This is a genomic window from Stenotrophomonas sp. YJH_SMC_43 (assembly GCF_059372535.1).
Genome location: NZ_JCAFVQ010000001.1, coordinates 1,067,290 through 1,086,335, shown reverse-complemented (window position 1 = coordinate 1,086,335; position 19,046 = coordinate 1,067,290). Strand labels below are relative to the sequence as shown.

The 19,046-nt window shown below is 66.1% G+C and carries 14 protein-coding genes; 7 read left to right on the top strand and 7 right to left on the bottom strand.

The features are described from left to right. Positions 1–24 precede the first annotated feature (24 nt). Positions 25–3,354 (top strand): PAS-domain containing protein, encoded by a 3,330-nt coding sequence (locus tag AC5QAH_RS05045; RefSeq protein ID WP_241885135.1) that lies wholly within the window; start codon positions 25–27, stop codon positions 3,352–3,354. Between the two features lie 4 nt (positions 3,355–3,358). Here the strand turns inward: AC5QAH_RS05045 and AC5QAH_RS05040 are convergent, their stop codons facing one another. Continuing rightward, positions 3,359–4,033: a response regulator gene (locus AC5QAH_RS05040; protein ID WP_197653989.1), complete on the bottom strand. Its 675-nt coding sequence runs from the start codon at positions 4,031–4,033 to the stop codon at positions 3,359–3,361. Positions 4,034–4,162: 129 nt separating this feature from the next. Between AC5QAH_RS05040 and AC5QAH_RS05035 the strand changes: the two genes are divergently transcribed. Next, positions 4,163–5,809, top strand: coding sequence for a fatty acid--CoA ligase (locus tag AC5QAH_RS05035; RefSeq protein WP_241885136.1), 1,647 nt, complete (start codon positions 4,163–4,165; stop codon positions 5,807–5,809). A gap of 19 nt (positions 5,810–5,828) precedes the next feature. On the opposite strand, the gene AC5QAH_RS05030 is transcribed toward AC5QAH_RS05035, so the two are convergent. Both AC5QAH_RS05030 and AC5QAH_RS05025 read right to left on the bottom strand, forming a co-directional pair. Further along, a complete protein-coding gene (locus tag AC5QAH_RS05030) occupies positions 5,829–6,428 on the bottom strand; it encodes an NADPH-dependent FMN reductase (protein WP_495232144.1) in 600 nt (199 codons plus the stop codon). Positions 6,429–6,565: 137 nt separating this feature from the next. Next, on the bottom strand, positions 6,566–8,215 hold the full coding sequence (locus AC5QAH_RS05025; protein ID WP_495232143.1) for an ABC transporter ATP-binding protein: 1,650 nt from the start codon (positions 8,213–8,215) through the stop codon (positions 6,566–6,568). A gap of 171 nt (positions 8,216–8,386) precedes the next feature. Here AC5QAH_RS05025 and AC5QAH_RS05020 point away from each other — a divergent pair, with 171 nt between their 5' ends. From AC5QAH_RS05020 to AC5QAH_RS05005, 4 genes are all read left to right on the top strand, one after another. Next, on the top strand, positions 8,387–10,771 hold the full coding sequence (locus AC5QAH_RS05020) for a TonB-dependent receptor plug domain-containing protein (protein WP_495232142.1): 2,385 nt from the start codon (positions 8,387–8,389) through the stop codon (positions 10,769–10,771). 94 nt (positions 10,772–10,865) lie between these two features. Continuing rightward, positions 10,866–12,245, top strand: a complete 1,380-nt coding sequence (locus AC5QAH_RS05015; protein WP_495232141.1) for a DUF3526 domain-containing protein — start codon at positions 10,866–10,868, stop codon at positions 12,243–12,245. Next, on the top strand, positions 12,242–13,600 hold the full coding sequence (locus AC5QAH_RS05010) for an ABC transporter permease subunit (RefSeq protein ID WP_495232140.1): 1,359 nt from the start codon (positions 12,242–12,244) through the stop codon (positions 13,598–13,600). Before AC5QAH_RS05015 ends, AC5QAH_RS05010 begins: the two co-directional genes overlap by 4 nt. 12 nt (positions 13,601–13,612) lie before the next feature. Further along, the gene (locus AC5QAH_RS05005; RefSeq protein ID WP_010485620.1) at positions 13,613–14,323 is read left to right on the top strand and encodes an ABC transporter ATP-binding protein; all 711 of its coding nucleotides are present in this window, start codon (positions 13,613–13,615) and stop codon (positions 14,321–14,323) included. On the opposite strand, the gene AC5QAH_RS05000 is transcribed toward AC5QAH_RS05005, so the two are convergent. From AC5QAH_RS05000 to AC5QAH_RS04990, 3 genes are all read right to left on the bottom strand, one after another. Beyond that, the gene (locus tag AC5QAH_RS05000) at positions 14,320–16,092 is read right to left on the bottom strand and encodes an asparagine synthase-related protein (RefSeq protein ID WP_495232139.1); all 1,773 of its coding nucleotides are present in this window, start codon (positions 16,090–16,092) and stop codon (positions 14,320–14,322) included. The genes AC5QAH_RS05005 and AC5QAH_RS05000 overlap by 4 nt on opposite strands. A gap of 81 nt (positions 16,093–16,173) precedes the next feature. After that, on the bottom strand, positions 16,174–16,875 hold the full coding sequence (locus AC5QAH_RS04995; protein ID WP_164191251.1) for a lasso peptide biosynthesis B2 protein: 702 nt from the start codon (positions 16,873–16,875) through the stop codon (positions 16,174–16,176). 84 nt (positions 16,876–16,959) lie between these two features. Continuing rightward, positions 16,960–17,112: a hypothetical protein gene (locus AC5QAH_RS04990; RefSeq protein WP_162257677.1), complete on the bottom strand. Its 153-nt coding sequence runs from the start codon at positions 17,110–17,112 to the stop codon at positions 16,960–16,962. Positions 17,113–17,304: 192 nt separating this feature from the next. On the opposite strand from AC5QAH_RS04990, the gene AC5QAH_RS04985 reads away from it, so the two are divergent. Further along, the gene (locus AC5QAH_RS04985) at positions 17,305–18,231 is read left to right on the top strand and encodes a hypothetical protein (RefSeq protein ID WP_053443073.1); all 927 of its coding nucleotides are present in this window, start codon (positions 17,305–17,307) and stop codon (positions 18,229–18,231) included. A 68-nt stretch (positions 18,232–18,299) separates the two neighbouring features. On the opposite strand, the gene AC5QAH_RS04980 is transcribed toward AC5QAH_RS04985, so the two are convergent. Further along, a complete protein-coding gene (locus tag AC5QAH_RS04980; protein ID WP_049455191.1) occupies positions 18,300–19,043 on the bottom strand; it encodes a FadR/GntR family transcriptional regulator in 744 nt (247 codons plus the stop codon). Positions 19,044–19,046: the final 3 nt, after the last annotated feature.

The following is a 19,046-nucleotide window of genomic DNA, read 5'->3' as shown; positions in this document are numbered from 1 at the left end:
CGCTTCTCTCCCTACACTGGAGCGATGTTGACGCCCTCCATCGTCCTCTTCGCCTGCATTGCATGGACCGCACTGCTGTTTGGCGTGGCGCTGTGGGGCGAGCGCCGGGGGCACCGGCTTTCGAAGGCATGGCCGCTCATCTATGCACTGTCGCTGGCCGTGCACTGCACCGCGTGGACCTACTACGGCGCCGCCTCGCAGGGGCTGCAATGGGGCTTCCCGATTCCCCCGACCCTGGCCGGCATGGCGCTGATCTTCGCCCTGGGCCTGCCGTTCCTGCTCCGCCTGGGGCGGCTGGCCAAACAGCACAACAGTGCCACCATCGCCGATCTGGTCGTTGCACGACTGCGTGGCGATCGTGGTCTTGGCTTCACCATCACCCTGGTGGCGCTGTTCGGCATCATTCCCTACATCGCACTGCAGCTGAAAGCCGTCAGCCAGGGGCTGGGTGCCCTGCTGGGTGATCGGTTCGCGCCTGCCGGTGCGCAGCTGGACATGTCGTTCTGGTTCGCGCTGACGATGGCCGCGTTCACCCTGCTGTTCGGTGCACGCAAGGCCTCGGCCACCGAGCCCAACCGCGGCATCGTGGTCGCGCTGGGCCTGGAATCGGTGTTGAAACTGGTGGCGCTGCTGGCCATTGGCCTGTATGCGGCGCTGTCCGTGCACACGGCCGGCACACCGCTGCTGGAGAAGATGGCGCAGCTGCCACCCCCGGCCATCGTGCCGGACTATCTCACCATGGTCGCGCTGGGGGCGATCTCCGCGTTCACCCTGCCGCACCAGTTCCACGTCGGCGTGGTCGAGCTTCGCCAGACCTCGGACCTGAAGACGGCACGCTGGATGTTCCCGGTCTACCTGCTGCTGATCGGCCTGCCGTCGGTGCCGATGGCATTGGCCGGCGCCGCGCAGCTGCCGGCCTCGGTATCACCGGACCTGTACGTGCTGGCGCTGCCGCAGGCCGGTGGCCATCATCTGCTGGCGCTGCTGGCCTATCTGGGCAGCCTGAGCGCGGCCACCGGCATGATGATCCTGTCCGGGCTGACGCTGTCGATCATGCTTGGCAACCATGGGTTCGGTTCGCGCCTGCTCGGCGGCATCGGGGGCGGCGTGGCCAACGCCGATCTGCGCCCGCGCGTGCTGGCGTTCCGCCGTGCCGGCATCCTCGCCGTGTTCCTGATGTCGTGGCTGTACAGCCGCGCGATGAGCGACACCGAGGCACTCAGCGATTTCGGCCTGATGTCCTTCACCGCTCTCTCGCAGCTGGCACCGGCTGTGCTGCTGGCGGTGTATCGCCCACGTACGCCCTCCGCGGCCATCATGGCCGGCATCGTGCTGGGCTCGTTGGCCTGGCTGTGGCTGGTACTGCTGCCGATGGTGATCCCGGCCGCGACGCCGTCGGTCAGCGCCGACGGGCTGCACTGGTTGGCGGTGGTCTCGCTGCGCGTGCAGCCAGGCCATATCGCCATCAGCATGGGAGCCAGCCTGGCGGTCAACCTGCTGACCGTGGCCCTGGTGTCACGGGCCGTGCGTCCGTCCTTGCCGCGCAGGCGGGATGCGGTGGCTGCGGTGTCCCTGCGCAGGACCGCCGGACGCTTCCTTGGCCAGGAGCGTGCGCGCCAGCTGCTGGAGGGCCACGCCGGGCAGATGCTGGATGACGACCGGGTCACCGCCGTCGAGCGTGAGCTGACGGCCGTGGTCGGCGCAGGCATGGCACGACTTCTGGTCGAAGCCGCACGCGAAGGCGGCGCCGCGCCGCTGGATGCGGTGACCCGCGCCGTCGGCGAGGCCACCCAGGTGCTGCGCTTCAACCAGCGCCTGCTGGAAGCCGCGCTGGAGAACATGAGCCAGGGCATCAGCGTGGTCGATGCGCAATTGCAGCTGGTAGCCTGGAACAGCCGCTACGCCGCGCTGTTCAAGTTCCCGCCTGAGCTGCTGCAGGTCGGGCAGCCGGTGGTCAACCTCACGGCATGGGCACTGGGGCAGCTGAAGATCGGCGATGGCCCCGGCGACACGCCCACCAAGGCATTGCAGCGCCGCGTCGCGCATATGCGCCGTGGCACGCCGCACCTGTCCGAACGGATCTTCCCCGATGACACCATCGTCGAGATCCGCGGCAACCCGATGCCGGGCGGCGGCTATGTAGCCACCTTCACCGATGTCACGGCGTTCCGCCGCGCGGAGGATGCGCTCAAGCGCAGCAATGAAAATCTGGAACGCCGGGTACAGGACCGCACCGCGCGGCTGCAGCAGGCGGTACAGGAGGCCGAGCGCGCGAACGCGGCAAAAACGCGCTTCCTGACGGCGGTCGGCCATGACCTCATCCAGCCCCTGCATGCGGCCCAGTTGCTGACCGAGGCGATGTCGCAGCACATCGAGTCCGAGTTCCTCGACAGTTTCCTGCGGCAGATCCGCGGCGCATTGGATTCCACTGATGACCTGCTGTCCGGCCTGCTGGATATCTCGCGACTGGAAGCCGGTGGGCTGGTGGCCGATCCGCGCCCCTTCGCGCTGTCGACCGTGCTGGATCCGCTTGCGCAGGAGTTCGCGGTGCTGGCGGCGGCGCGTGGCCTGCAGTTCCGCCACGTGCGGAGCCAGGCCTGGGTCCATAGCGACCCGCTGCTGCTGCGCCGGGTGCTGCAGAACTTCCTGGCCAACGCCATTCGTTACACCCGCCATGGCGGTGTCTTGCTGGGTGCGCGCCGCCAGGGGCAGGCACTGATGATCGGCGTGCATGACACCGGCCCCGGCATTGCTCCGGAGCAGCAGGCGGTGGTGTTCGAGGAGTTCCACCGGATCGATCGCAGCAACGGGCAAGGACTGGGCCTGGGCTTGACCATCGCGCACCGCATCGCCGACCTGCTGCATGCACCCTTGCACCTGCGCAGCGTACCCGGGCATGGCTCGGCCTTCTCGATCAGCGTGCAACGCGCAGCACCCCCTGTGACCCCGCGCAGTCCACCACCGACGGGCGGCAGCAGCGCCCTGAAGGGAATTCGTGTACTGGTGGTGGACAACGACCCGGACGCACTGGAGGCGATGCGGCAGCTGCTGCATTCCTGGGGTTGCGATGTGATCGCGGCAGGCAGCGCCGATGACATCGGGCCCTCAGCGAACGAGGCGGCGCTGTGGCTGTTCGACTATCACCTGGATGACGGCGATACCGGTGTTACGCTGTGGAAGCGGATGGTGGGCATGCATGGGTCGCGGCCGACGGTGATCCTCAGCGCGGATACCGGCAGCCATACGCGCGAGGCGGTGCGCGGCGTTGGGCTGTCCCTGCTCAACAAGCCATTCAAGCCGTTGGCGCTGCGCTGGGCGATCAACCACCTGCTGGCGGCCACTGCCACGCCCTGACCCATCAGGGCTCGGGAAGCTCTTCGATCTGCCGGGACGGATCGGCCAACCCCATTTCGTGCAGCACGCGGATGGCCTGCGCGCGGTTGCGCACGCCCAGCCGCTCCATGATGCGTGTCATGTGCGCCTTGACCGTGCGCAGCTGTACGCCCAACCGGTCGGCGATCTGCTTGTTGAGCAGGCCCTCGGCCACCAGCCCCAGCACCTTGTACTGATGTGCCGACAGGCTGGCCAGGCGTGCGGCCAGGTCGGCATCCCTGCTGAACGGTGCCACCCGCGCCACCGGCTCGCGCAGCAACGCTGGAATCCAGCGCTCACCCTCCAGCACGGACTGCAGCGCGGACTGCAGTTCGTTCAAGCCCGAGCTCTTGGGCAGGTAGCCTGCGGCACCGAGGTCGATGGCACGCCGGATGACCTGCGGCTCCTCGTTGGCGGAGACGATGATGATCGCCAGGCCCGGCTGCAGGGCACGGATCGTGGCCAGCCCGGCCAGCCCATGGTTGCCGGGCATGTGCAGGTCCAGCAGCATCAGGTCGATCGACTGGTTCTCGATCACCTCCAGCACGCCGTCCAGCGAATCAGCCTCGCTGATCTGCAGATCGTCGACCGCCTCTTCCGCCGCGCGATGCAGTGCCGCACGGAACAAGGGGTGATCATCGGCGATGAGCAGGGTGGGCATGTCCTGGCGAGATTATCAAATCGGGTGCGCGCGGGAACAGGTACCTAGGTACGCTGGTACAGCGGGAAGGGCTTGCTAGTGTGGGGCGGAGAAGGCCGGCGACCGCAACGCCGCCCACGAGGAAATGCCATGTCATCCGCCCCCACTCCCGATGCCCATGCCTATCCACTGCTGATCAAGCAGCTGCTGCTGATGCCGCTGGCAGTGAGCCCTGGACAGGAAATCGTCTACGGCGACCAGGTACGGTTCGATTACCGCACCCTGCACGCGCGCATCGGCCAGCTGGCAGGCCTGCTGACCTCGCTGGGAGTCGGCCACGGCGACACGGTGGCGGTGATGGACTGGGACAGCAACCGCTACCTGGAGGCCTACTTCGCGGTGCCGATGATCGGTGCGGTGCTGATGATGGTGAACGTGCGCCTGGCCCCCGAGCAGATCGCGTACACGCTGAACCACAGCGGCGCGCGGACGATCCTGGCCAACCGCGAGTTCCTGCCGCTGCTGGACGCCATCGACGAGCAGCTGCCGGACCTGCGCACCCGCATTCTGCTGGACGATGCCGATGGCCCGCTGCCGCCAGGCTTCGCCACCGAGTATGAAGCGGGCCTGCGCGCTGCTACGCCGGTCGTCCGCTTCCCGGACTTCGACGAGAATGCCCGTGCCACGGTGTTCTACACCACCGGAACCACCGGGTTACCCAAAGGGGTCTATTTCAGCCACCGGCAGCTGGTGCTGCATTCGCTGGCGGCGATGGCCGCGCTCGGCGGTGCCTCCCGCCAGGGCCGCCTGCACCGTGACGACGTCTACATGCCCATGACCCCGATGTTCCATGTGCACGCGTGGGGCCTGCCCTACGTGGCTACCGCGATGGGCATCAAGCAGGTCTATCCGGGGCGCTACCTGCCTGCGAAGCTGCTGGCGTTGATCGCCCGCGAAAAGGTCACCTTCTCGCACTGCGTGCCAACCATCCTGCACATGCTGCTGGAGCACCCGGACGCGACGCAGACCGACCTGGAGGGCTGGAAGGTGATCATCGGCGGTGCCGCCCTGCCCCGTGCCCTGGCGCAGCGTGCACTGGCACGGGGCATCGACATCTTCGGCGGCTATGGCATGTCCGAGACCTGCCCTCTGCTCACCATCGCCCAGATCGACGTGGACAGCGTGACCGATGCCGACGAGGTGCTTTCATTGCGCACCAAGGCCGGCATTCCGGTGCCGCTGGTGGACCTGCGGATTGTCGACCCGGACATGGGCGATGTCGTCCACGATGGCGTCGCCACCGGCGAAGTGGTGGCACGAGCACCCTGGCTGACCCAGGGTTACCTGCACGATCCCGACGCTTCGGCAGCATTGTGGGTGGGCGGCTACCTGCACACCGGCGACATCGGCAACATCGACGAAGGTGGCTACCTGCGCGTCACCGATCGCATCAAGGACGTGATCAAGACCGGTGGCGAATGGATCTCCTCGCTCGCGCTGGAAGACATCATCGCGCTGCACCCGGCAGTCAGCGAAGTCGCGGTGATCGGTATCGCCGATGCGAAATGGGGCGAACGGCCGCTGCCACTGGTGGTCAGGCAGCCCGGCCGTGATGTGTCAGAGGCGGAGATCATCGAACTTGTCGCAGCGCGCAGCCGTTCCGGAGACATCTCACGCTATGCGATTCCGGAGTGTGTCAGCTTCGTGGATGCGATCGAGCGGACCAGCGTGGGCAAGATCAACAAAAAAAAACTGCGCGGGCTGCATGATCCGGGCGCTGGCACCGGCGGGCGCTGACGCCCTCTGCCGGCACGGCTCAACCGCGCGATACCCTGCCCTGCAGCAACTGGACCCAGGCCTGGAATCCCTCCAGGAAGCGCTGCAGGCGCTTGCGCGTCGCCGCGTCGAAATCGTCCGCATCGTTGTCGTAGGCTGCCGCAGCTTCGGCCACGTAGAGCTGTGGCGAGGCCATGGTCAATGCCCCCATGGCGGTCAGTGTATGGCGCAGCTGCGACTGTGCCAGTTTGGTGCCCCAGTGACCCGGCGTGGCGCCGATGATCGCCACCGGCTTGGCCGAAAGGACCGTGCGGTATTCGGCATCGTCGCGGGACAGCCAATCGAGCGTGTTCTTGAGTACGCCGGGCAGGGACTGGCTGTACTCCGGCGTGGCGATCAGCACGCCGTCAGCGGCTGCAATGGCCGCGCGCAGGCGCTTGACCCCGGCAGGACCGGCCGGGTCGGCGGCTTCCAGGTCTTCGTCGAACAGCGGAATATCGGCAATGGTGTCATGCACGGTCAGCAGCAGGCCCGCAGGCGCGGCGCCTGCTGCAGCCCTGACCAGGCGCCGGTTGTAACTGTTGCCACGCAGGCTGCCGGCAAACGCCAGGATGTTCAGCGGTGGAGGGTTGTCGGACATGCGGGATTCCTGGAATGAGTCGGTGCGGGGTCACGGGCCAGGCATCGACAGCGCGGGAGGCACCGGGAACGGTCGCGCACAGCGTACCCCAGAAGCATCGCGCCCCAGCGGCAGGTGCAGGTGTCCGCCAGGTCCCGTCAGCCCGTGGCCAGCACGATCACCTGGTCGGCTGCGGTCACCACGCTGCGGCGATGGGTGATGGCCACGATCGTGACATCACCGGCAAGCGCGCGGATATGGCCCATGATCTCGCGCTCGGTCGCCTCGTCCAGCGCCGAGCTGGCTTCATCCAGGAACAGGATGGTGGGCTCTCCATAAAGTGCACGGGCAATGGCGATACGCTGCCTTTCGCCACCGGAAAGTTTCAGGCCACGCTCGCCCACGCTGGTTTCAAACCCTTCGGGTAGCGCGTCGATCAAGGCCAGGATCGACGCCTTGTGGGTCACGTGACGCAACCGGGTGTCGTCGCGCGGGCGCCCCAGCAGGATGTTGTCGGCCAGGCTCTCGTTGAGCAGGATGACATCCTGGGGAACGACGGCGACGGCGGCGTGCCACGCGGCACGGTCGATGTGGGCCAGGTCGGTGCCATCCACCAGGATGCGACCGTGCTGGGGCTCGATCGACTTCAGTGCCAGCTTGAACAGCGTCGACTTCCCTGCCCCGGTCTCCCCCATCAGGAAGTTGATGCCGCCGCGCCCGGCGTGGAAGGACGCATCCCGGACGCCGCGGCCATTGCCGTAGCGATGGCTGACATGCTGGAACTCGATCCGGCCGCACTTTCCGCGGAATCGGCCGGCGTTCGCCGCCTGCCGTTCTTCGGGCGCCGCCCACAGGGCCGACAGCGGCGTCAGCAGCGTCCACGAACGGGCAACGTCATCAATCGAGCGCGCGATCATTTCAAAGGGCATGTTGAGCTGCAGCAACAGCAGGTTGAACAGCACGATATCGCCGACGCTCAGGTCACCACTCTGGTAGCGTGGGAGTAGCAGTGCGAAGGTGACGATGAACTCGACCGCCAGGCCGATGCCGAGCAGCACGATGAAGCCGATCCGCTGCAGCACGTAGGCACGCCAACTGTCGCGCACCTCCTGGGCCTTCTGTTCGAAGCGCTGGATCATCCACGCGCTGCCGCCGAACTGGCGCAACGTCTCCATCGCGTTCATCGCATTGCCGACAAAGCGCGCATTCTGCTGGCCCGCCTCGACCGCCGCCTCACGATGGATCCGTGCTCGCCGGGTGGCGATGGCCGAGAGCGTGACGGCCACAGAGCCATAGCCCAGCACGATCGCCACCATCTGCAGGTTGATCAGTGCGCCCAGTGTCAGCAGGGTCAGCAGGATCTGCAGTGCGCTGGGAATGAACACCACCAGGCCGAGCTGCACCACGATCTTCAGCGCGTTGCGGCCTTTCTCCCCGGCCACCTGCAGTTCGGCTGCGTTGTAATCCAGGAAGAAGCTGTGGGTCTTCTTCAGCAGGCGCGCGAAGTAGCGGGTGCTGGTGATGAAACCGAGGTTCTCGCCACTGAGGAACGACAGGTACTGCACGGTGTTCTGCAGGATGCTGGCGGCGCCGAGCATCACCGCGTAGAGCAGGAACCATCCCGCCAGTTCACGGATGCCTTCCGCGCTGATGCGGTCGATCAGGCGCGAGAACAGGTACGGCGCTGCCACCGTGGCCAGGCCGGAAAGCATGACGATGGCGGCGATCAACAGCAGCAGCCTGCGGTCCGCCTTCCAGTACGCGGCGAGGATCTCGGTGACCGGCGGCGGCAGCGCGAACATTCTCATCAGCGTCGGTCCGGCATCTGTGCAGTGACTCGTGTGTGGCGGTGCGCCTGCCCTCGCCCCTCGGCACAGCAAGATCGCCGCGCACGTTGAATGATATGATATAACATCTCCATTGAAGGCGCGATGGCTCGTGCCGCAGACCAACATCCGATGAGATCGATGGACCGGGGCATGAACAACGCATCCACTGCCAGGCCGGCGGCATTGGTGGTCGTCAGTCTGGCCGCTGCTCTGCAGCTCAACGCGCCGGCAATGGCGCAGGATGCCAGCGCTCTGGGCAGTACTGCCCAGGGCGACCGGCGATCCGATACCGCCACGCTGGACAAGGTGATGGTCATTGGCAGCAATATCCGCGATGCCATTGGCGGCGGCGCCTCTCCGGTCATCGTGATCGACCGGGAGGCCATTGATCGAACCGGGGTAGCCTCGTTGCAGCAGCTCTTCGAGAAGCTGCCGCAGAACTTCGGCGGTGGTGCCAACGGCGCCAACGTCGGCAACCTCGGCGTCGACCGCGATACCGGCAACAACTTCGGCCAGGGCACCGCCATCAACCTGCGTGGCCTCGGCACGGGCACCACGCTGACGCTGATCAACGGCCACCGCGTGACCTCCTCGAACCGCTACCAATACGTCGACATCTCGCTGATTCCGCTGAGCGCCATCGAGCGCGTGGAGATCCTCACCGATGGCGCCTCTGCCATCTACGGCACCGACGCCGTCGGCGGTGTGGTCAACATCGTCCTGCGCCGCGATTTCACCGGCTATGAGACCTCGCTGCGCTATGGCAGCGTCACCCGCGGCAACATGGACGAGTACCAGGCCTCGCAGTCGGCCGGCTGGTCGTGGGAGGGTGGCCACCTGATGGCCAGCTACGAGTTCCTGAAGCAGGGCAACCTCGCCGCCGTCGACAAGGACTTTTCCCGGAACGTTACGGTCAAGCCCTACGACATCTATCCCGGTTCGAAGCGGCACAGCCTGTATCTGGACGGCGTGCAGGCGCTCAGTGATGTGCTGACGCTCAACCTGACCGGCTCCTTTGCCAAGCGCGAGATGGACACCACCATTTCCGGCACCGCCGACGAGACCCGCCTGTTCCCGCACACGCGGCAGTTCGATGTGTTCGCCGGGCTTACTCTCGAGCTTCCGCGCCAGTGGCAGGCCCGCCTGAATTCCGGATTCGGCAGGAGCGACGTCTCCTACGAGAGAACCACCATCACCGGCAGCTCGGTCAGCACCGCGCCGCCGACGGATACGAACTCCGAATCGCGCTATCTGGAAGTGATCGCCGACGGCGAGCTGTTCAATCTTCCGGCCGGCGGCGTACGCGCGGCATTCGGTGCGGGCTACCGCCGCGATGGCTATGAACTGCTCGACCACCGCGGGCTTGAGAAGCCGCTGGATCTGCAGCGCACGATCCGTTCCGCTTTCGCTGAGCTCAACATTCCGCTGCTGGCAGACATGCCTGGCGTTCGTCGGCTGTCGCTGACTGCGGCCGCACGCTACGACGACTACAGCGATTTTGGTTCCACCCTCAATCCCAAGCTCGGCCTGCTGTGGGAAGCAACGGAAGGACTTTCATTCCGCACCAGCTACGGCCGCTCCTACCGGGCGCCGGTCTACCAGGACATGCAGCTGAACAACACCGTGGTGGTGGCCAAAGTACCCAACCCGAGCGCGGCCAACGGAAGCACGGTGCTGATGATGCTCTCCAACGGAAACCCGGATCTGGGGCCCGAACGTGCCAAGACCTGGACCGGCGGCGTCTCGTTCGCGCCCCCGTCGCTGCCGGGCCTCAAGATCGACGCGAACTACTATCACATCGAGTATGCCGACCGGATCGGCAGCGGTTTCGGCGGCAGTTTCCCGTCGCTGTTCCTGCAGTCCACCGCGCCCTATGCGGACCTGCTGACCGTCAACCCGACGCCGCAGCAGATCCAGCAGGCGCGCCAGCTGGGTGCCTCCGGCCTGGGCCTGTTCGTATCGCGGGTGGGCCCTTATGCCCTGGCACCAGGAACCGATGAAACCAGCAGCGAAGTCATCCTGGACAACCGCTTTCGCAACAACGCGTTCACTTCGCAGCGCGGCGTCGATTTCAATGCCTCCTACGATTTCGACGCTGGCCAGACCCGCATCGCGTTGAACCTTGCCGGCCAGTACATCATCGATTCCAAGCGCCGCGTGACCGCCACCTCGCCCGAGGTGGACGCGGTGAATGCGGTGTACTTCCCGGTCGACCTGAAGGTGCGCGGCGGCCTCGCCATGAGCCACCGGCAGGTTGCCGGCGGGCTGTTCGTGAACTACGTGGACAGCTATCGCGATCCCGCCAACCGCGCCGACCCCCATGTCAGCTCGTGGACGACGGTCGACCTCAATCTCAGGTATGACTTCAGCGGTGCTGCCGGTGCCGGACAGGGCACTTCGCTGGCCTTCAACGTGCAGAACCTGTTCGACCGGAATCCGCCCTTCATCGTCAACAGCATCAACACCGGTTTCGACCCGACCAATGCAACGGCGCTCGGCCGATTCCTGTCCATGACATTGACCCATCGCTGGTAGGGCGCCCGCCATGAGCGATGCCTCCCCCACCTTCTCCAGACCCGCATCCGCCGTGCGCCAGACCCTGGTCGTTGCCGCGACCCAGCTGAAGCTGATGTGGCGCGAGCGGCGCCTGTTGTGGCTCGCGCTGACCCTGCTGCTGCTTGCGGGAGCGTCGGTTACCACGGGCGCAGCACGGCTGGCCCAGCAGGCCCAGGAGCGCCAGATCGTAGCGGAGCAGGAGGCCGGGCTGTGGGACAGCCAGGGCACGATCGACCCGCATGCTGCCGCGCACGTCGGCCGCGCCATTCCCGCGCCGGTGCGGCCGCTGGCGGCGCTCGACCCGGGCATCACGGATTTCGTCGGCACCTCGGTGTTCATCGAAGGCCATGCGCAGAACCCGGCCCGGCACCGACCCATCGACGCCGGCACCGCGCTCAGCCGGTTCGATGGCTTCTCCGCCGCATGGGCGCTGCAGGTCGTGGCGCCTCTGCTGATCATCCTTGCCGGATTCGCCAGCCTCTCCGGAGATGTCGCCCGCGAAACCCTCCGCCAGGAGCTCGGCAGTGGTGCATCGGCCCACGTCCTGATCGGCGGCCGGCTGATCGCGCTGGCAACGGCATCGCTGCTGCTGGTGCTCGCCCTGCTGGTGGTCAGTGTTCCCGGCATGGCCGGACGCACCCTCGGCACGGCCGACATCATGGCGCTGATTGCGATGTTCGCGGCGTATGCGCTCTATCTCCTGGTGTTCTGCGCCATGACCATCGGCGTCTCGGCGCGCTTCAGCGCAGCACGCACGTCGTTGGTGGTGCTGCTCGGCTTCTGGGTGGTAGCCACCCTGCTCGCGCCGCGGGTGGCCCCCGCACTGGCCGAATCACTGTATCCCACGCCTACTGCCCCCGCGTTCCGGGCGGCGGTCAGCGAGGACGCAGAGCACGGCGCAGATGGCCACGACCCGGCGGACAAGCGGCTGGATGCACTGAAAGCAGAGATGCTGGCACGCTATCAGGTGAAGGACGTGGACGATCTTCCGGTCAACTTCCGCGGCGTGGCGCTGGAGTTCGCCGAAGCCAATTCCACCGAGACCTACAACCGCCACTTCGAACGCATCTACGCTACCTACCAGCGGCAGGCGATCACGCAGCGCGCCTTCGCGGCGCTGTCGCCCACCCTCGCGCTGCAGGCCGCGTCACGGGCACTGGCGCGCACCGACTTCCCTGCACAACTGGCGTTCCTGCGCGGAGTCGAAGACTATCGCTACCGGCTGATCCAGGCACTCAACCTGGAAGTGAAACAGCACAAGGCCGCGAACGGCAGCAAGCATCTGGCCGATATCGCGACCCTTACCCGCTCCGTGGCGTACAGCCCGCAACAACCGCCGCTGGGCCACATCGCCGCGGCACAGTCGGTGAATTTCGCCATCCTGCTGGCCTGGGTGCTGCTGGCCCTGGGGCTGGTGTTCACGTCGGCGCGGCATCTCGGGAGTGCCCCATGAGCAGCCTGTCGATCGCAGGGCATGAGATCCGTCGCCTGCTTCGTGACCGGGCGTTGCCGGTGCTGCTTGGCCTGCTGGTGGTGCTGGCGGCCTATGCAGCATGGAATGGCAGTGCGTGGGTCGGGCAGCGCGAGGCAGCCATCAGCCTGATCAACGCGGAAGAACAGGATGCCATGGACCGCAGCCGGGGGTTCGTTGGCAAGGCGCCGTCGGTACTGCCCCGCGTCCAGCCGGTGCTCCCTCCCGGCCCGATGGCGGCATTGTCGATTGGACAGGCGGACGCCTACCCCTACACCGCCGATGTGGTTGCGCTGGGTGACCGTACCCAGCTGCTCAGGCATGTGTGGTCCGACATCGGCAATCCTGCCGTGCAGGCCGCTGGCCGATTCGACCTGGCCTTCGTCATTGTGTTTCTGCTGCCCTTGGTCATCCTGGCGACCACCTTCGATCTCTGGTCGCGCGAATGCGAGCGCGGCATCACAGCGTTGGTGTTGTCACAGCCCATCGCGGCAGGACGGCTGATCGCGGTGAAGGCCCTGGCCCGAGGTGCCATCGTGCTGCTGCCTGCGCTGGCGATCATCATTGCCGTTGCCGCTGGCTCGGGCGCAATACGCCCTTCCGGCCTGGCCGTGCTTGCCCTGATCGTGCTCGCCTACGGCAGCTTCTGGCTGGCACTGGCGGTGCTTATCGGCTGCTTCGCCCGGCGCACCACCGAGGCCGCGATCGCCGCTGGCGCACTGTGGCTGCTGATCGTTGTCATGGCCCCATCACTGGTCCTGGCAGCGGTGAACCTGATGGTTCCACCGCCCTCGCAGATGCAACTGGCGACCGCACTGAAGGCGCAGCTGGCCGGCACTGCCCGCCAGCAGCAGCAGCGCCACGCGGCAGCCTCCCCCGCCACCCGTTCGCCAGCACCGCGCATTGCGGACGCCGTGCGCGTGGCCTATGCCGATCTTGTCCAGGCCGATCAGGCCATCGCGCCCTTGATCGCCGCGCATACGGAGGCTGAGGACGTGCGACGCCGGGCACTCGACCGGGCGCGCCTGCTACTGCCGTCGGTCGCGGTGCAGGATGCACTGGACCGCCTTGCCGGATCCGACGCCGACCGGGCGCTGGCGTTCCAGCAGCAGGTCCTCATGTACTGGCACGCACGTCGGCAGCTGCACAAGGCCTATCTGGACCGTGACGTGCCACAGACGCTGGCCGAGTACGACGCCCTGCCCCGTTTCGAATTCCAGGACACGGCGGGCGCCCTGCAACGCGGTGTAATGATCGACCTGGCCGCGTTGGCGGTCGCCACCCTGCTTCTGCTGATCGCAGCCTGGTCGATGCGGCGTCGGCTGGCCACCCCCTGAGGTACACCACTCATGCTGACTGCAACGCATCTGGTCAAGGAACACGGCACGCATCGGGCGCTGGATGATGTGAGCTTCACGGTAGCTCCCGGCGAGATCTTCTGCCTGCTGGGTGCCAACGGGGCCGGCAAGTCGACCACGATCAAGCTGTTCCTGGGCTTCCTCGAACCCACCTCCGGATCCGCCGAGGTTGATGGGCTCAGTGCCTGGCAGCGGCCACAGGAGGTACGCCGGCGCCTGTTGTACATCCCGGAGAACGTGGCGCTGTATGACGAACTGACCGGCTATGAAAACCTGGATTACTTCGCGCGCCTGGCTGCGGTGGAGCAGCGTTCGCCCGCACGGCTGAAGGACGCGCTCAGGTCTGCCGGGCTGGCGCCCGAGGCATTCGGGCGACGCGTCGGGCTTTACTCCAAGGGCATGCGCCAGAAGGTGGGCATCGCGCTGGCCATCATCAAGGAAGCCAGGGCGCTGCTCCTTGATGAGCCGACGTCCGGCCTGGACCCGACCGCTTCGGCCGAATTCCACGAGCTGATCGTGCGCCAGCGCGACCGCGGCACGGCGATCCTGATGGCCACCCACGATCTGTTCCGTGCCCGCGAAGTGGCGACGACCATCGGGCTGATGCAAGCCGGCAGGCTGTGCAGGACACTGGATGCCAGCACGATCACCGCCAATGACCTGGAGAGCCTCTACCTTGAGGAAATGAGCCGGAGCGCCTAGGCCACGCCGGCCGCAGGCGCGCCTGGCCGGCCCATCCAGCGCCTGAGCCAGGCTTCGATGTTGACCTGTGGACCGAAGATGCCCAGCACCTGGGATGAGTGATCCGGGCTGACCCTGCGGATGCCCGCGTCGGCCGATGCGCTGTCGATGTAGCCCCGCCGCGCCAGCAGACCATCCACCAGCAGGCCCCTGATGAACTGCTGATGCCGCTGGGTGACCGCCACCGAGTGATCGTCGAGGTAGGACTTCACCTTGCGCGACAGCAGCGCCTGCGGCAGCAGGCCCTGCAGTGCACGACGCGCGATCGTCCGGTCTTCCGCGCCGGCCATCAGCAGGTGCAGCGGCAGGCGGGCGAACAGTTCCACCACAGGCTGTGCGCTGATGGGTGATACGCCGTGCCAGCGTCCGGCGCCCTCGAAGGGATCGAGCACGCTGGTCGGGAAGATCATCCGGCCGATGTGCGCCAGCTTGTGCGGAGAGAGCCTGTGCCCCTGTGCGCGTGCATGCCGCAGCCAGGCCGGCGGCACGCCATCCTGTTCGGACGCATCCACCTTCACCCATTCGCACGGGTTGCCCCAGCGGCCATTGATGTTGCCCGGCTTCTTGAGCACGCCGTGGACGAAGGCATCCTTGAATACCCCGTACAGCGAATCGCCCGACTGCGCGGTTTCGAACGCGACACGGAAAAAGTCACGGTCGATCCCACGCCGCCACGCATAGTCGATGGCAGCGGCATTGCCCTTGAAGCGGAGGAAGACCGCATCGCCGCCGACACCGGTGAACTGCACCGTGTCCACGTCGACATCCACGTCGCGCCGATGCAGCAGGTAACCCGAGCAATGCGCAGGACGCGCGGTTCGCGGGAAATCCATGATCTCTTCCAGCGAGCAGTGCGGCTGCCGCAGGTACTCGACGAACTCGCAGCGTCTTCCGGAGGATTCACGGGCACCGGCAACGGCCATGCGCGCGAACATGCGCTCATCGGCACCAATGCCGGCATCGTAGTGATGGACGCACTTCACCTCCGGTGCGGAGGGCGCATGCAGCAGGCCGGCGAGGACGATGGAGGAGTCCAGCCCGCCGGACAACTGAAGCTGGATGCATCGATGCTGGCTCGCCAGCGCACCGATACAGCCCAGCAGCGTTGCACGTGCCAGTTGCACGGCTTCCTCCAGATCTTCGATGGGCGCTTCACTGGCCTGCCGCACCACATCCCACTGGTAGTGCCGGCCGATCGGCCGGCCATCACGGATCGTCACTGCCTCGCCCGCTTCGAGCGCGGTGACCTCCTCGAAGCCTGTCTGCAGGCCGTCACGGAACGGGAACAGCAGCGAATAGGACAGGAACGACCAGTCGACGTTGAAGTCACCCACTCCCAGCAGCAGGCAGTCTTCCATGTTCGAAAAGACCACCGTCAACTGATCGACCGTGGTCATGTAGCACGGAATCTCCGCTGTCGGATCGCGCAGCACGAACCAGCGGGTGGTATCCGGCTGGTAGCCCACGGCAACGTAGCGCCCCCAGTACTGCTCCACCAGGCTCCTGCCCTGCGTACTGCAGGCGCTGTCTGCCGATGCAGCATCGGGAAATGCCTGTGCGGGAACGGTATCGGCGGCGAACACCTTGTGGAACAGCTTGCCGAGTACCACCAGCGGACCGGACCGGCTGTACTCGAAGTAGCCCGGGTTGTCGGTCTGGGCATAGATGGCGCCGCCGCAGCCCTTCATCACGCAGGCGATTCCGGGGCGGCCCGCTTCGATCCGTTCCATGGCCTGCAAAGCCTGCGCACGAGCGGATTCGGAATGTTCGTTCCAGAACAGAGCGATGTATCGGTACATGCCTCAAGCCGGCTACAGCACCAGGATGGGCGTCATCCGGCGCAGATTGAAGGGGATGTCGGTCAGGACCTGGTCGCCGTGCTGCAACCAGCAATGCGCTGCGAACGGCTGGGTGCGCACCGCGAACACCCACGCGGGAACGATGCCGTACCGCGACAGGAACTCACGCATGGCCAGGCAGTAGAGGAAGCACTCATCGGTCTTCCTGAAGGCGATCGGTCGCAACCAATCGAACACCCGGACCAGGAGGGCCAGCTGCTGCAGATCCACCTCGCCCGGCACGGAGGCCTGACCGCGCCTGCGGGCTGCCGACACCGTGTAGCTGAAAGGCAGGAACGTCCTGCTGCAGGCCGCGCGCGTGACCGAGGCCAGGAAGCGGCGCACATCGCAGGCCGTGATCGGCGGACATCCTCGGGACTCGCCCTCGCGCACCCAGTGCCGGGGCAACGCGATTTCGGCACTTGCTGCGGATTTGCCACGCAGCGGATCCTGGGTGATCAGGCGCCGATCAAGCAGCGACTGCAGCATCCTCGGCCTCGGCGCTCCATCGGAAGCCAGGGGCCAGTCCTGCACCAGCCCGCCAAGCGCCGCCGCTCCGCGCCGATCGATGGAGAGATAGCTGCCGGAGGCCTGATCAAGAATGACCATTGCGTCACCGGTCACACAGACATGTGCGTGCTTCGAAAGGAAGTAGGTGGTTTCAGGCTGGTCCATCGCGAGCGTGATCTCATGCTGCTGCAGGCATCAGAGCGGTGCATGCGGGGGGCATGCACCGCAGGTCATGCAGGGTGCGATGGATCAGGGCGAGGTGGTCGGGAAGACGCCATCCCACAACGTGCCGTGGTTGTGCGCCTTCGTTTCGGAAACCACCGAGCCCAGCTCGATCAGTTCACTCGGATCTTCGTGATTCTGCTCTCCAGCCACTACGCCCAGCTCAATCAGTTCGTTCATGAACATCTCCTCTAGTCAGTGGATGCACCCACGCGATGCAGTGGATGCACAGCGGCCAGGCCAGCCTCGCCCCACGTGTTTCAAGACGATTGCCGCCAAGGCACGCAAATGTTACGATATAACATATTATTTTGGTGTGACGGCCGACCGTGATCGGACGCCGCTGCAGCGACTCCCAAGAGAGCGAGATGGATGCCCACCGAGATCAATGACGATGGCCTTGATTCCACCCTTCTGCTGAAGGGCCTGTTTCCGCTGCCGAAGTTCATCCGCTTCGTCCGGGAGCGTTGCCCACCAGGAAGCTTTGATGAAGCGATGCTGGTGGAGCAGTGGCGGGATGCCCGCGCCCTCGTGCGTCACCTTCATCACGACGAAGCAGACGACGCCGATGCCATGGACGTCCTCGACCTGCCCGAAGAGATGCGGCCACTGGCCGAGCAGGCGCTTCGCCAACCCTCGATGCACCGCATGACGAGCGTGGTGCCCCGCAGTTGGCAGATGGTGGAGATCGACCGGCTGGTGGTTTTCCAGGAGTGCATCAACCTGCGCCACATCGATCAGCTTGCAGCGGCCACGGCCGCGTCACCCGATGCAAGCGAGATCATGGAGCTGGTGGCGCGACGTGGACGCCACGCACATCCGGATGTGCGCTTTACCCAGTCCGATGGCATCTACACGTTCGCATCTGCGTCCAACGACCTGCGCTTCCTCGACGTGGCGACGATCGACCCTCGCACCATCGCCGGTTACGAGCCGTTCGGCGCAGCCAGCCACGCCCTTGTCGTCTATCTCGGTTTCAGTGACAACCTGATCAGCGCCACACGCATTGGCCGCCGGATCATCCTGACCAACGGCTCGCACCGGCTGTACCTGCTGCGCAGGCTCGGCTTCCGCCATGCCCCCTGCCTGGTGACCGATGCGTCCGACAGCGATCTGTCCGACGTGTTGCTGCCCGCCGCGGTGAAGCAGGATCGGCCGTTCTATCTGGGCGCTTCGCGACCGCCGATGTTCAAGGACTACCTGGATCCACGCCTGACCTGCACCGTGCCGGTCACCCGCAAGCACTATGCGCTCAGGGCCAAGCTGGATCTGCAGCGGATCACGGTTCCAGCGGTGTAGAAAGGCCGTGGGCATCACGCCCGACGGCGGTAGCCAGCCACATCAGGTCGTCGCCCGCAGAACGCCTTTCAGATACGCGTCGTCGCCATGAACCGTTCGCGGTCCTGCTGCGTGCGGCGGCGAATCTCCTCCAGCGCCTGGCTTTCGGTCGCCTGCAGCATGGCTTCGAACAGGCGCTGGAAGTGATGGCGCATCGCATTGCGTGCGGCCACCGGATCACGCGCACGCAGGGCTTCGAAGATGGCCATGTGCTCGTCGGCACGGCTGGCGCCATCATCGTGGCAGACCCGGGCATAGACCTCGGTCACCCGCGGCAGTTCGCTGCGCATGCGCCAGATCTGCTGCACGAAAAATTCCACCACCGGATTGCCGGAAAGCCGTGCGATGGCCAGGTGGAAACGGCGGTCGTACTCGCCGGCTTCGGCGTCGCTCAGGTCGCGACGGCACAGCGCTTCGGCCAACGACTGCAATTCGGCAATGCCGGCATCATCCAGATTGCTGGCAGCCAGCGCGGCAGCCTCGGCTTCGAATACCGCGCGGGCAGCGGTGAGGTCGAAGGCGCTGACATCCGGCAGCCCGCCGGACGCCTGCGTCGGGCGCGGCTTCACATGCACGCCCGAACCGATGCGGATGGCGATCCAGCCCTGTGCTTCCAGTGCGATCTCGGCTTCGCGGATGGTGACCCGGCTGACACCGAACCGTTCGGCCAGTTCACGCTCGCCCGGCAGCCGCGAGCCCGGCGGAAATTCGCCGTCCTCTATCAGCTTGCGGAGCTTGGCAGCGATGGTCTGGTAAAGGCGGTTGGCGGACATGCG